At 61.7% G+C, this 13,607-nt stretch carries 9 protein-coding genes; 7 read left to right on the top strand and 2 right to left on the bottom strand.

Annotated features, from left to right (window positions below; all coding sequences use genetic code 11):
* The gene (locus CO667_RS31455; RefSeq protein ID WP_097622055.1) at positions 1–579 is read left to right on the top strand and encodes a DUF3291 domain-containing protein; all 579 of its coding nucleotides are present in this window, start codon (positions 1–3) and stop codon (positions 577–579) included.
* Positions 580–594: 15 nt separating this feature from the next.
* Here CO667_RS31455 and ubiG read toward each other — a convergent pair whose 3' ends face one another.
* Entirely contained in the window at positions 595–1,341 is a 747-nt protein-coding gene (gene ubiG, locus CO667_RS31450; protein WP_097622054.1) for a bifunctional 2-polyprenyl-6-hydroxyphenol methylase/3-demethylubiquinol 3-O-methyltransferase UbiG, read from the bottom strand.
* Between the two features lie 298 nt (positions 1,342–1,639).
* On the opposite strand from ubiG, the gene CO667_RS31445 reads away from it, so the two are divergent.
* The 6 genes from CO667_RS31445 (at position 1,640) to clpB (ending at position 11,156) form a co-directional block, all read left to right on the top strand.
* Positions 1,640–2,914, top strand: a complete 1,275-nt coding sequence (locus CO667_RS31445; protein ID WP_049732790.1) for an aspartate kinase — start codon at positions 1,640–1,642, stop codon at positions 2,912–2,914.
* 89 nt (positions 2,915–3,003) lie between these two features.
* Positions 3,004–5,271 (top strand): phosphoenolpyruvate--protein phosphotransferase, encoded by a 2,268-nt coding sequence (gene ptsP / locus CO667_RS31440; protein ID WP_097622053.1) that lies wholly within the window; start codon positions 3,004–3,006, stop codon positions 5,269–5,271.
* Between the two features lie 29 nt (positions 5,272–5,300).
* Complete coding sequence (gene prfA, locus CO667_RS31435; RefSeq protein ID WP_097622052.1) at positions 5,301–6,380, top strand: peptide chain release factor 1; 1,080 nt, start codon at positions 5,301–5,303, stop codon at positions 6,378–6,380.
* Positions 6,377–7,237 (top strand): peptide chain release factor N(5)-glutamine methyltransferase, encoded by an 861-nt coding sequence (prmC, locus tag CO667_RS31430; RefSeq protein ID WP_097622051.1) that lies wholly within the window; start codon positions 6,377–6,379, stop codon positions 7,235–7,237. Before prfA ends, prmC begins: the two co-directional genes overlap by 4 nt.
* A gap of 342 nt (positions 7,238–7,579) precedes the next feature.
* Entirely contained in the window at positions 7,580–8,305 is a 726-nt protein-coding gene (locus CO667_RS31425) for a DUF4167 domain-containing protein (RefSeq protein WP_097622050.1), read from the top strand.
* A 250-nt stretch (positions 8,306–8,555) separates the two neighbouring features.
* Positions 8,556–11,156: an ATP-dependent chaperone ClpB gene (gene clpB / locus CO667_RS31420; RefSeq protein ID WP_097622049.1), complete on the top strand. Its 2,601-nt coding sequence runs from the start codon at positions 8,556–8,558 to the stop codon at positions 11,154–11,156.
* A gap of 64 nt (positions 11,157–11,220) precedes the next feature.
* Here clpB and CO667_RS31415 read toward each other — a convergent pair whose 3' ends face one another.
* Complete coding sequence (locus CO667_RS31415) at positions 11,221–13,161, bottom strand: M23 family metallopeptidase (RefSeq protein WP_097622048.1); 1,941 nt, start codon at positions 13,159–13,161, stop codon at positions 11,221–11,223.
* Positions 13,162–13,607 lie beyond the last annotated feature (446 nt).

Below are 13,607 nucleotides of genomic sequence, written 5' to 3'. Positions count from 1 at the left end.
ATGCCTTCCGCGCGGCTGGCCTTCTACAATTTCGGCCTGCACGTCGCGCCTGCCGAAAGCGAAACGGTTGAAGGCTTCGTTCTCCGCGAGCCTTTGAATTTCGAAGCCGCCGCCCGTGCCTGCGGCTTCATCGGACGCTCCGGCTATGCCGGTTATCCCGGAGTCAGAAGCTGGGGCGTTCAGGCCTTTCCCCGTTATATCGAGGGCAGCGGATTTACATCAGCACCCTCCTCCCTTTCGCTCTGGGCCGACATCGAGAGCCTGATGGCCTTTACCTATAATGGTGTGCATGCGGAGGCGCTTAAACATGCGCGCAGCTGGAATGTGAAACAGACATGGCCGCCGCTGGTTCTGTGGTGGGTGTCTGGCCATCACAGGCCGGATTGGCAGGAGGGTGTCGAACGCCTCGAATATCTCGCCGATCACGGGCCAAGCCCCGGCGCTTTTACGTTCAAGCAGCCTTACGGGCCTGACGGAGCGGGGACGACAATCGATCGCGACCGAGTCAAGGAACTTGCCGCTTGCAACGCGGAAACCCAAAAGGATCTGCTTGCTCGCGCGCAGATGCTGAAAGTTTAGTCGGCTTATTGCTAGCTATGCAGGCTGCTTGGCCAGCAGCATATAGTTCACGTCCATATCCTTGGACAGGTTCCACTGGTTCGACAGCGGATTGAAGAAGACGCCGGTCCGGTCGGTGATCTCGAGGCCGCCTGCTGTCAGCGGCTTTTCCAACTCTTCCGGGCGAACCAGCTTCTCATACTGGTGAGTGCCGCGCGGCAGCCAGCGTAGAATGTTTTCGGCGGCGAAGATGGCAAGCGCTGCTGCCTTCATCGTGCGGTTGATGGTGGCAACGAAGATCAGGCCGCCGGGGCGGACCATCTTCGCGCAGGTCGTCATGAAGAACTCGACGTCGGCTACGTGTTCGACCACTTCCATGTTGAGGACGATATCGAAGGTTTCGCCGGCCTCGGCGAGTTCCTCGGCGGTGACGGCGCGATAGTCGACCGAAACGCCGGAGGCCTTCGCATGGGTCGAGGCAATGCCGATATTCTTCTCGGACGGATCGGCGCCGACGACGGAGGCGCCCATACGGGCGACCGGTTCGGACAGCAGGCCGCCGCCGCAGCCGATATCGAGCACGCGCAGACCCTCGAGCGGGCGGGCGTTTTTCGGGTCGCGACCGAAATTCTCGCAGGCCTTGTCTCTTATATAGGAGAGGCGGACCGGATTGAATTTGTGCAGCGGCCTGAATTTGCCGGTCGGGCTCCACCATTCCGCCGCCATCGTCGAGAAGCGGTCCACTTCGCCCTGGTCGATCGTGCTTCTGGCGGTTTCCGTCATCGTCCACTCCTTGCGTTCCGACAAGTGAAGTCGGACGATCGGGGGCATAAGTCAAGGGGCGTGGAGATCGGCGACCGACGAGGGCTGAGCCGCTCGCAACAGCTTTTATCGCGCGCGCTTGCCTCCCCCCGCCAAACTCGCTAAGAGACGCCGCAACTTGGGGCCTTTGGGGCCTGGGCTTTTTAGAGCGGTTCCAGAGGTTGGGATGGCTGCTCTTTGGCCAGGCCGCTCTGCCCCGGAGCTTTCGTGATGCCGGGTCCGGGTTTCCGTTTTCCGGCGCCAGTCGTGGTAGAGGCATATGGCACGCATCGTAATGAAATTCGGCGGCACGTCCGTCGCTGACCTGGACCGCATCAAGAACGTTGCCCGCCATGTGAAACGCGAAGTCGATGCCGGTCACGAGGTGGCGGTTGTGGTATCGGCCATGTCCGGCAAGACCAATGAACTGGTCGGCTGGGTGCAGGGCATGCCGAAAGTGATCGGCGCCAATTCTCCCTTTTACGATGCGCGCGAATATGATGCGGTGGTCGCCTCCGGCGAGCAGGTGACCTCGGGGCTGCTGGCGATCGCCTTGCAGGCGATGGATATCAATGCGCGTTCCTGGCAGGGGTGGCAGATCCCGATCCGCACCGACAATGCGCATGGCGCGGCGCGGATCCTGGAGATCGACGGTTCCGACATCGTCAAACGGATGGGCGAGGGACAGGTTGCCGTCATCGCCGGCTTCCAGGGACTGGGGCCTGACAACCGCCTTGCGACGCTTGGGCGCGGCGGGTCGGATACGTCGGCCGTCGCCATCGCGGCAGCTGTCAAAGCCGATCGCTGCGATATCTATACCGATGTCGACGGCGTTTATACGACCGACCCGCGCATCGTGCCGAAGGCGCGCAGGCTGAAGAAGATCGCCTTCGAGGAAATGCTGGAGATGGCCTCGCTCGGCGCCAAGGTCCTGCAGGTGCGTTCGGTCGAGCTCGCCATGGTGCACAAGGTGCGCACCTTCGTGCGCTCGTCATTCGAAGATCCCGATGCTCCGGGCATGGGCGATCTGCTAAACCCGCCCGGAACGCTGATTTGTGACGAGGATGAAATCGTGGAACAGGAAGTAGTCACCGGCATCGCCTATGCCAAGGATGAGGCTCAGATCTCGCTTCGCCGTCTTGCCGACCGGCCGGGCGTTTCCGCGGCGATCTTCGGGCCGCTCGCCGAATCCCATATCAATGTCGACATGATCGTCCAGAATATCTCCGAGGACGGGTCGAAGACCGACATGACCTTCACCGTGCCGTCGGGCGACGTCGAGAAGGCGATCAAGGTGCTCGGCGACCATAAGGAGAAGATCGGCTACGATGTCGTGCAGAACGAATCGGGGCTGGTGAAAGTGTCGGTCATCGGCATCGGCATGCGCAGCCATGCGGGCGTTGCCGCCACCGCATTTCGTGCACTTGCTGAAAAAGGCATCAACATCAAGGCGATCACCACCTCCGAGATCAAGATTTCGATCCTGATCGACGGTCCTTATGCAGAACTCGCTGTCAGGACTTTGCATTCCTGCTACGGTCTGGATAAGAATTGATTCCCAGTGGGCGGCCTGCCCCTTCAGGTTGAGGAGACAAGGGCCGGCCCGCCGGGAGTGAGTGCGTTGTTTCGGGAGCTTGAGACGCCATGAGAGACCTTTCCGGCGGTCCGCGCGTGCTGCTCAGGCGGCTGCGCGAGTTGATGGCAGAGCCGCTGGAGCCGCAGGAGCGTCTTGACCGGATCGTCCGGCAGATCGCCGGCAATATGGTGGCGGAGGTTTGCTCCGTCTATGTGCTGCGCGCCGACGGCGTGCTCGAACTCTACGCGACCGAAGGCCTCAATCGAGAGGCCGTGCATCTGGCGCAGCTGAAGATGGGGCAGGGCCTCGTCGGTACGATCGCCGCTTCGGCACAGCCGCTGAACCTTTCCGACGCGCAGTCGCATCCGGCGTTCCGCTACCTGCCGGAGACGGGCGAAGAAATCTATCATTCCTTCCTCGGCGTGCCGATCTTGAGAACCGGCCGCTCGCTCGGCGTTCTCGTCGTGCAGAACAAGGCGAGCCGCAACTATCGCGACGAGGAGGTGGAAGCGCTCGAAACGACGGCGATGGTGCTTGCCGAGATGATCGCCACCGGCGAGCTGAAGAAGATCACCAAGCCCGGCCTCGAACTCGACCTGACACGATCGGTGACGATCGACGGCGACACCTATAATGACGGCATCGGCCTCGGTTACGTCGTGCTGCACGAGCCGCGTATCGTCGTCACCAACCTGCTCAACGAGGATGCAGAGAAGGAAATCCGGCGGCTGGCCGAAGCCATGGGCTCGCTCCGGATCTCGATCGACGACATGCTGTCGCGTCGCGACGTCTCGATGGAAGGCGAACACCGCGAGGTGCTCGAAACCTATCGGATGTTCGCACATGACCAGGGCTGGGTGCGCAAGCTCGAGGAGGCGATCCGCAACGGCCTGACGGCGGAAGCGGCTGTGGAAAAAGTGCAGAGCGACACCAAGGCGCGGATGATGCGCCTGACCGACCCCTATCTGCGCGAACGCATGCATGATTTCGAGGATCTGGCGAACCGGCTGCTCAGGCAGTTGACGGGTTATACCGGGCGGACGACCGCCGAAGGTTTCCCCAGCGACGCGATCATCCTGGCGCGTGCCATGGGCGCGGCCGAGCTGCTCGATTATCCGCGCTCCAATGTGCGGGGACTGGTGCTGGAAGAAGGCGCGGTGACGAGCCATGTGGTGATCGTCGCGCGCGCCATGGGCATTCCGGTCATCGGCCAGGCGGCGGGTGTGGTGGCGCTCGCCGAGAACGGCGATGCCGTGATCATCGACGCCGACGAGGGGCATGTGCATCTGCGGCCGATGGCCGATCACCGCCGTTCCTACGAGGAAAAGGTGCGCTTCCGCGCCAGGCGGCAGGAGCAGTTCCGGGCGCTGCGCGCCGTCGAGCCGGTGACCAGGGATGGGCAGCGGATCGCGCTGATGATGAATGCGGGGCTGCTGGTCGACCTGCCGCAGCTTTCGGAATCGGGCGCCGAGGGCATCGGCCTCTTCCGGACCGAGCTGCAGTTCATGATCGCCTCCACCATGCCAAAGGCGGACGAGCAGGAGCAGTTCTATCGCAATGTGATAAAACAGGCGGCGGGCCGCACCGTCACCTTCCGTACGCTCGATATCGGCGGCGACAAGGTGGTGCCCTATTTCCGCGGCCATGAGGAAGAAAATCCGGCACTCGGCTGGCGCGCCATCCGGCTGTCGCTCGACCGGCCGGGACTGTTGCGCACCCAGTTGCGCGCCCTGCTGAAGGCATCGGCCGACACCGAGCTGAAGCTGATGGTACCGATGGTGACCGAGGTTTCCGAGCTGAGGATGGTGCGCGAGCTGTTGCAGAAGGAAGTGCAGCATCTCTCGCGCTTCGGCCACGGCTTGCCGCGCAAGCTGCAATTCGGGGCGATGCTGGAGGTGCCGGCACTGCTTTGGCAACTCGACGAACTGATGGAGGCAGTCGATTTCGTCTCAGTCGGTTCGAACGACCTCTTCCAGTTCTCAATGGCGGTCGATCGCGGCAATGCAAGGGTTTCAGACCGCTTCGATCCGCTCGGCAAGCCGTTCTTGCGCATCCTGCGCGATATCGTGCGCGGGGCGGAGCGGAACAAGACGCCGGTGACGCTCTGCGGCGAGCTCGCCAGCAAACCCATCTCGGCGATGGCGCTGCTCGGCATTGGCTTCCGCTCGATCTCGATGTCGCCGGCCTCGATCGGACCGGTGAAGGCAATGCTGCTCGGGCTCGATGTCGGGGCGCTGACGAAGGCGATGGACGAGGTGTTGGACGATCACCACGCCTTGATGCCGATGCGCGAGGTGCTTGCCCGCTTCGCCGAGAGCCACAATATTCCCCTTTAGACAGATATTAAGAAGAATCGGAGTGAAGGGTGGCGAAGCTTCCCGTTGAAAAGATGCGCGAGCTGGAACGTCGTTTCAGCGAGATCGAGGCGCGCATGTCGGCTGGTCCGGCTGCCGATGTCTATGTGAAGCTCGCATCCGAATATTCCGAGCTGCAGCCTGTCGTGACGAAGATCCGCGTCTATGAAAAGGCGGTCGCCGAGCTTGCCGATCTCGAAACGCTGCTCGAGGACAGGTCGGTCGACCGCGAGATGCGCGACCTCGCCGAGCTGGAGCTGCCCGAGGTGAAGGAGCAGATCGAGGCGCTGGAACAGGAGATGCAGATCCTGCTTCTGCCGAAGGATGCAGCGGACGAAAAGAGCGCGATCCTCGAAATCCGCGCCGGCACGGGCGGCTCGGAAGCCGCCCTTTTCGCCGGTGATCTCTTTCGCATGTACGAGCGCTTTGCGGCGGAAAAGGGCTGGAAGGTGGAGGTGCTCTCGGCGAGCGAGGGCGAAGCCGGGGGCTACAAGGAAATCATCGCGACGATCACCGGCAGGGGCGTCTTTGCCAAGCTGAAATTCGAATCCGGCGTGCATCGCGTGCAGCGTGTGCCGGAAACCGAGGCGGGCGGGCGCATCCACACGTCGGCCGCGACGGTGGCGGTGCTGCCTGAGGCCGAGGAGATCGACATCGAGATCCGTGCTGAAGACATCCGCATCGACACGATGCGCTCTTCGGGCGCCGGCGGCCAGCACGTCAATACGACGGACTCGGCGGTGCGCATCACCCACCTGCCGAGCGGCATTGTCGTCACCAGCTCGGAAAAATCACAGCACCAGAACCGCGCCAAGGCGATGCAGGTGCTGCGCTCCAGGCTCTACGATGCCGAGCGGCAGAGGGCCGACAGCGAGCGCTCGGCCGATCGCAAGAGCCAGGTCGGCTCCGGCGACCGCTCGGAACGGATCCGAACCTATAATTTCCCGCAGGGGCGGGTGACCGACCATCGCATCAATCTGACGCTCTATAAACTCGACCGGATGATGGAAGGCGAAATCGAGGAGGTCGTCGATGCGCTGATGGCCGACTACCAGGCAAGCCAGCTGGCGCAGCTCGGCGAGCAGCAATGAGTTCGACGGTCGCCGACACGCTTGCCGAAGCGCGCCGCCGTTTCACCGAAGCAGGTATCGTCGATCCGGCGACCGATGCGCGGCTGCTGGTCGCAGGCCTTTTGAAACTGTCGCCGACCGAGCTGTTGACGCGATCGGCCGCGCGGCTTTCTTCCGAGCAGGCCGAAGTGATTTTCAAGGCGGTGGAACGGCGGCTCGGCCACGAGCCGGTGCATCGCATTCTCGGGGAGCGGGAATTCCATGGGCTGCCGTTACGGCTCTCGGCGGAAACGCTGGAACCGCGGCCGGATACGGAAATCCTGGTCGATACGGTGCTTGCCTATCTCCGGGACCTTGCAAAGGCGCAAGACGATCTCCATATTCTTGACATGGGAACCGGGACCGGGGCGATATGCCTTGCGCTTTTGAGCGAGTGTCCTGAGGCGTCAGGTATCGGCAGCGACATATCGGCGGATGCACTTCAGACGGCAAGATCGAACGCAGAGAGAAACGGATTACAGGATCGTTTTGAGGCCATACAGTCGAGATGGTTCGAGAGCATCCAGGGCTCCTTTCACGTGATTGTCTCAAATCCGCCCTATATTGCTTCCAATGTCATTCACGATCTCGCTCCCGAAGTGATGAAATTTGATCCGGTTGCGGCTCTGGATGGCGGCCCGGATGGGCTTGACGCCTATAAAGCCATAGCCAAGGATGCGGCAAGGTTCATGAGGCCCGACGGGGTTCTCGGACTGGAAATCGGCTACGATCAGCGAAACGATGTGACGGCGATCTTCGAAGCGAAAGGCTTCAAGTGTCTCAAATCCGTAAAAGATTATGGTCAGAACGACAGGGTGCTCGTGTTCGCGCTCGCGTGACAGGCGATAATTGCTGCGTTGAACAGGACATTATTGTTATTGCGAAGAAAAGGCTTGGATTTCCCAGGGAAGCGATATAGGTTGCGGTCACGTGTTGGGCAGATAGGAATGAACGAGATTCGTTCGGTACTTGGTTTGCCTCGGGGGTCCGCTCTTTTAAACGAGAGTTTCAACGGTTGAACACGACCCAATGCGTGAATCAGTCAATCTGACTTGAGAACCAAGCGGCAGGTCGGCGCAAAGGCGCAGTATGCTCGCGGCACAAAGGTCCTGACCCGCTTTTCGGTCATGGCGGTTGGTGCCATGTATCCATCACAAACAGAGAATTCAGGTGAACGATCTATGAGGCCAGGACAGCAGAACAAGCGCGGTCGAGGGCGTGGTAACAACAATAACAACGGCGGCGGCGGCGGAAATAACAATAACAACAATTTCAACCGCAAGGGCGGCAATCCGCTGACCCGAACCTATGACAGTTCCGGCCCCGATGTGAAGATTCGCGGCACTGCCCAGCATATCGCCGAAAAATACGCGCAGCTTGCCCGCGACGCTCAAAGCTCCGGCGACCGCGTGATTGCCGAGAATTATCTCCAGCACGCCGAACACTACAATCGGATCATTGCCAGCGCCCAGGCGCAGATGCAGGAACGTTTCCAGCGCGATGATCGCGGCGAATACAATGACGCCGGGGACCGCGACGGCGACGACATCGATAACAGCGACAATGACGGCGATGATGTTGTCGTCGTCCAGCCGCCGCAGAACAGGCAGCATCAGCCGCGGCCGCAGGCTGAGCCCCGGCCCCAGCCGGCTCCCGCTCCGGCGCCAGTGGTGTCCCAGGCCGAGGTCATCGACGGAACCGGCCCGCAGCCGGAGATCGAAGGCATTCCGGCCGAAGTCGCCATGGACGAGGAAGGCTCGGGCGGTCAGCCGCGCGAACGCCAGCCCCGCCGTCGCGCCACCGGCAGCCGTCCCCGTCGCCCGCGCCGCGGCGCAGAAGGCGAAGCAGCAGAAGGCGAGGGTGCCTCTGGCGAGGCGCCTGTACTGGCTGACGCTGCATCGGAATGAGGATTTCGCCTCTCCTTCGGGGGAGAGCGGAAGGTCATGCCATCTTCGGAATTGCCTTGAAAATCCCCGGTCTCGCGCCGGGGATTTTCATTTTACGGGCTCTTTAAACTCGCAGAACAGGCTACCATATTCTCTCCGAACTGCTTCGCCCGAATCCCATACGGGCCAAGCGCGGCCTGCCTTTTCAGGGGGTCGATCTCAATCATCGGTCTGCGCCTCGTCAGGGCAGGGCGATCCATGGAGGTAGAATATGAATATCGAGAAATATTCGGAGCGGGTGCGCGGTTTCATCCAGTCCGCTCAGACCTATGCGCTGGCGCAAGGTCACCAGCAATTCACGCCCGAACATGTGTTGAAAGTCCTGCTCGACGACGATCAGGGCATGGCGGCGTCGCTGATCGAGCGCGCCGGCGGCGATGCTAAGGCCGCCCGTCTTGCCAATGACGCGGCTCTCGCCAAGTTGCCGAAGATCTCCGGCGGCAACGGCAACATCTATCTGGCACAACCCCTCGCCAAGGTCCTTTCGACCGCCGAAGAAGCGGCGAAGAAGGCCGGTGACAGCTTTGTCACGGTGGAGCGTTTGCTGCAGGCGCTGGCAATCGAATCCTCGGCCTCGAGTTTTTCGACGCTGAAGAACGCAGGCGTGACGGCCCAGGGCCTCAACCAGGTCATCAATGACATCCGCAAGGGGCGGACGGCGGATTCCTCCAATGCCGAACAGGGTTTCGATTCGCTGAAGAAGTTCGCACGCGATCTCACCGCCGAAGCCCGCGAAGGCAGGCTCGACCCGGTGATCGGCCGCGACGACGAAATCCGCCGCACGATCCAGGTGCTGTCGCGCCGCACCAAGAATAATCCCGTCCTGATCGGTGAACCCGGCGTCGGCAAGACGGCGATCGTCGAAGGGTTGGCGCTGCGCATCGTCAACGGCGACGTGCCGGAATCGCTCAAGGACAAGAAGCTGATGGCGCTCGATATGGGCGCGCTGATTGCCGGTGCGAAATATCGCGGCGAATTCGAGGAGCGGCTGAAGGCCGTGCTCAATGAAGTCCAGGCGGAAAACGGCGAAATCATCCTGTTCATCGATGAGATGCACACGCTGGTCGGCGCCGGTAAGGCGGATGGGGCGATGGACGCTTCCAACCTGCTGAAACCCGCCCTTGCCCGCGGCGAGCTGCATTGCGTCGGTGCGACCACGCTCGACGAATATCGCAAACATGTCGAAAAGGATCCGGCCCTTGCCCGCCGCTTCCAGCCCGTCGTCGTCGACGAGCCGACGGTCGAAGACACGATCTCGATCCTGCGCGGCCTGAAGGAAAAATACGAGCAGCATCACAAGGTGCGCATCGCCGATGCGGCGTTGGTGGCGGCTGCAACACTTTCCAACCGCTATATCACCGACCGTTTCCTGCCCGACAAGGCGATCGACCTGATGGACGAGGCGGCGGCGCGGCTGCGCATGCAGGTGGATTCCAAACCGGAAGAACTCGATGAACTCGACCGCCGCATCATCCAGCTGAAGATCGAGCGTGAGGCGCTGAAGAAGGAAACCGACGTTGCCTCTGCCGACCGGCTGAAGCGGCTGGAGACCGAACTCACCGGTCTCGAAGAGGAAGCCGATGCGCTGACGGCCCGCTGGCAGGCGGAAAAGCAGAAGCTCGGCCTTGCCGCCGATCTCAAGAAGCAGCTCGACGATGCCCGCAACGAACTGGCAATCGCCCAGCGCAAGGGGGAATTCCAGCGTGCCGGCGAACTGACCTACGGCGTCATTCCGGATCTCGAAAAGCAGCTCGTTGATGCCGAAAAGCAGGATGGCGAACGCGGCGCGATGGTGCAGGAGGTGGTAAGCCCCGACAATATCGCCCATGTCGTTTCCCGCTGGACCGGCATTCCGGTCGACAGGATGCTGGAGGGCGAACGCGACAAGCTGCTGCGGATGGAAGACGAGCTGGCGAAATCGGTGATCGGCCAGGGTGATGCGGTTCAGGCTGTTTCCCGCGCCGTCCGCCGCGCCCGCGCCGGCCTGCAGGATCCGAACCGGCCGATCGGCTCGTTCATCTTCCTCGGCCCGACCGGCGTTGGCAAGACGGAGCTCACCAAGGCGCTCGCCCGTTTCCTCTTCGACGACGAGACGGCGATGGTGCGCATGGATATGTCGGAATATATGGAGAAACACTCCGTTGCCCGGCTGATCGGCGCACCTCCCGGCTATGTCGGCTACGACGAAGGCGGGGCGCTGACGGAAGCCGTGCGCCGCCGGCCCTATCAGGTCGTGCTGTTCGACGAGATCGAAAAGGCCCATCCCGACGTCTTCAACATCCTGCTGCAGGTGCTGGACGATGGACGCCTGACCGACGGCCAGGGCCGGACGGTGGATTTCCGCAACACGATGATCATCATGACTTCGAACCTCGGCGCCGAATATCTGACGCAGCTGCCGGACGGTGACGACAGCGACACGGTTCGCGAGCAGGTGATGGAGGTCGTGCGCGGGCATTTCCGGCCGGAATTCCTGAACCGCATCGATGAGATCATCCTCTTCCACCGCCTGAAGCGTGGGGAGATGGGCGCGATCGTCGATATCCAACTGAAGCGGCTGGTGGCGCTCTTGTCCGAACGCAAGATCGTCATCGACCTCGACGAGGAAGCCCGCCACTGGCTGGCGAACAAGGGTTACGATCCGGTCTACGGCGCAAGGCCGCTGAAGCGGGTGATCCAGAAGTTCGTGCAGGATCCGCTGGCCGAGCAGATTCTGTCCGGCCAGGTGCCGGACGGTTCGACGGTGAAGGTGACGAGCGGTTCGGACCGGCTGCAGTTCAGGACACGGCAGACGGTGAACGAAGCGGCGTAAGCCGGCTTGGCCGATGAATGATAATGAAGAATGGCGGCTTCGGCCGCCATTTTGTTTGCGGGGGCTACTTGCTCGCCACCTGATCCGCCGTCTGGTTGTTCAGCAGCGTATCGATGCGTTTGCGCTCATCTTCGAATTTCGCCAGCGCCTCGCCCTGCAGCGATTTGCCGCCCGGCAGGCGGATGCGCAGCGGATCGACCTTGGTGCCGTTGACGATTAGCTCGTAATGCAAGTGCGGTCCGGTGGACTCGCCGGTCGTGCCGACCCAGCCGATCACCTGACCCTGGCGGATCTTGGCGCCGGGGATGACCCCCTTGGCGATGGCGCTCTGGTGATTGTAGGAGGATTCATAGCCGTTGGCATGGCGGATGATCGTCTGATTGCCGTAGCCGCCGGAATCCCAGCCGGCTTTTTCGACCGTGCCGTTGCCGGCGGCGATGATTGCGGTGCCGCGGGGTGCCGCCCAATCGACGCCGGTGTGCATGCGGGCGAAACCGAGGATCGGGTGACGGCGCATGCCGAAGCCCGATTTGAAGATGCCGTTCGGAACCGGATTGCGCAGCAGGAACTGGCGGATGCTCTTGCCGTTCTCGTCGAAATAATCGACCGTGCCGTCGTCCGGATCCTGGAAGCGGTAGAAGCGCGTCTGCGTGTCGCCGAAACGGGCATTGACGTAGAGCAGTTCGGAATCCTCGGTCGCCTGGCCGGCGCTGTCGGCGACGGAGAAGAAGGCCTCGAGACTGTCGGTCGGCCGCAGCTGCGCCTGGAAATCGACGTTGCTGGCAAGCAGCTTAATGATCAGCGCCGTCATATCCTTTGTCATGCCGTAGGAAAGGGCAGCGCGATAGATGCCGTCATAGACGCGCGGCAGATTCTGGCCGGGCGCCGGCGCGAAGGAGTTGTCATCGAAGGCGGTGGCGATGGCATCCAGCATCGGCGGCTCGCTTCCGGGCACGTATCTGCCTTTGTCGTCAACAGCAACGGTGACGAGATGGCGGGTGCCGCGATAGACGCTGGCGCGGATGATCTTTGCCTGTTCGCCCTTCTGAATGATACCGATGCGCAACACGTCGCCCTTGTCGAGATCGGTGGAACCCAGTTGCTGCGAGATAAAACCGGCAATGCCATCGGCATATTGCTGCGGATAGCCTGAATCCGTCAGCGCCTTGGCGATCGGCGTGTCGACACGCACCGGCAGGATGTCGTCGGCGAATTCTTCGGTCTGCGGCGTGATCGATTCCGATGCCGAGACCGTCATGTTCTGTTCGAGCACGCGGGCGGACAGACCGGCGGTCAGATCGACATCGGCATCCTCATTGGAGAAACGGCGGGGATCGACGTAATAAAGGGCCGCAAGCTGCGTGTTGCCATCCGTCAGCACCGAGCCGTTGGAGCGCACATTCTCTTCGACCTCCTCGAGAGACAGGCCGGACGCCATCTTCATGTTGGTCTTGCCGGTCGGGAAGGGAATGGTCTTCAAGCTGACTTCGGATTCGACATCGGAGCCGTAAAGCGCGCCGGTGCGGCTTTGCGGGGCGGGCTGCGGCTCATCGGCGGAAAAGATCGCCAGGGGATCGAAGTCCGGATAGTCCTCGGTCGCCACATGGTTGGCGGCCAGCGTCATCTTCACATGCGCGAAGGGCTGGCGGCGCACGACCTCCTTTTCGCCGTCGTGAACGACGGTCGAAACCTCCATGATGGCGCGGTCGGACGGTTTTGCGGCAATGGCGGGTGCGATCAGCCGGCCGCCGCGGACCACTGCCGTATCCTCATGCGCGTCTGCCGCGGCACTTGCATAGGCTTCGGCGGGGATCGCCAGCTGCTGGCGGCCGTCAAGGGCGGCAAAAAGGGCGACGCCCATCAGGACGGAGGATGTAATGCCGGTGAGGAACGTGCCCGAGAGCCAGCGCAAGGAAACCTCGCGCCGGTCGGGCGCGCGTCTGCCGTCGGCCAGAAGCGGAGGCTCGTTGCCCAACGAGCGGATCATCATTTTCTCCGTCATCATGGCAGTCGGGTCCGCGTCCTTACATCAGGCGTCTCTGGAAGCATTTCTCGGCCATCCTGGCTGGGGCAAAAGATGTGCATATTTTGGGCATGGAAGTCAAATCGCTCAGGGAAAGGCAGATTGCCTGCATTTGCCTGTGTGAATCGTGCGTCTCTTAAGACCAGCAGATTGTGATGATGTCGGGGCGCGGGGACATGAAAGAGCGTTCTTTCCACGAAAAGTCGAAAGAGGTTCATTTTCGTGAGGCGTGTCAGGCCGATCCGAATCCGGGAAACGACCGCATTTTGGCGCCATCTTGAAATTTCCCTTTAAAAACAATGGACTGAAAGAAAGATCATTTTTTTCGAAAAGGGCAGTTGACTGTTTCGGGGGGTTAGTTCTATAAGCCCACTCACTGAACGAGGGCGGCGGCGCTGCTGGCGACGAAGTCTTTCGTTCTAGAGAAA

The sequence above is a fragment of the Rhizobium sp. L43 genome (assembly GCF_002531725.1).
In the GTDB taxonomy this organism is placed as follows: Bacteria; Pseudomonadota; Alphaproteobacteria; order Rhizobiales; family Rhizobiaceae; genus Rhizobium.
Note: the sequence above shows the minus strand (reverse complement) of the source record. Positions and strands in the feature narration are given on the sequence as shown.

Bases quoted from the DNA above. Each gene is read 5' to 3' on its own strand.
- clpB (WP_097622049.1), top strand. From the start codon at position 8,556: ATGAATATCGAGAAATATTCGGAGCGGGTGCGCGGTTTCATCCAGTCC.
- CO667_RS31455 (WP_097622055.1), top strand. From the start codon at position 1: ATGCCTTCCGCGCGGCTGGCCTTCTACAATTTCGGCCTGCACGTCGCG.
- ubiG (WP_097622054.1), bottom strand. From the start codon at position 1,341: ATGACGGAAACCGCCAGAAGCACGATCGACCAGGGCGAAGTGGACCGC.
- ptsP (WP_097622053.1), top strand. From the start codon at position 3,004: ATGAGAGACCTTTCCGGCGGTCCGCGCGTGCTGCTCAGGCGGCTGCGC.
- CO667_RS31445 (WP_049732790.1), top strand. From the start codon at position 1,640: ATGGCACGCATCGTAATGAAATTCGGCGGCACGTCCGTCGCTGACCTG.
- CO667_RS31415 (WP_097622048.1), bottom strand. From the start codon at position 13,161: ATGATGACGGAGAAAATGATGATCCGCTCGTTGGGCAACGAGCCTCCG.
- CO667_RS31425 (WP_097622050.1), top strand. From the start codon at position 7,580: ATGAGGCCAGGACAGCAGAACAAGCGCGGTCGAGGGCGTGGTAACAAC.
- prmC (WP_097622051.1), top strand. From the start codon at position 6,377: ATGAGTTCGACGGTCGCCGACACGCTTGCCGAAGCGCGCCGCCGTTTC.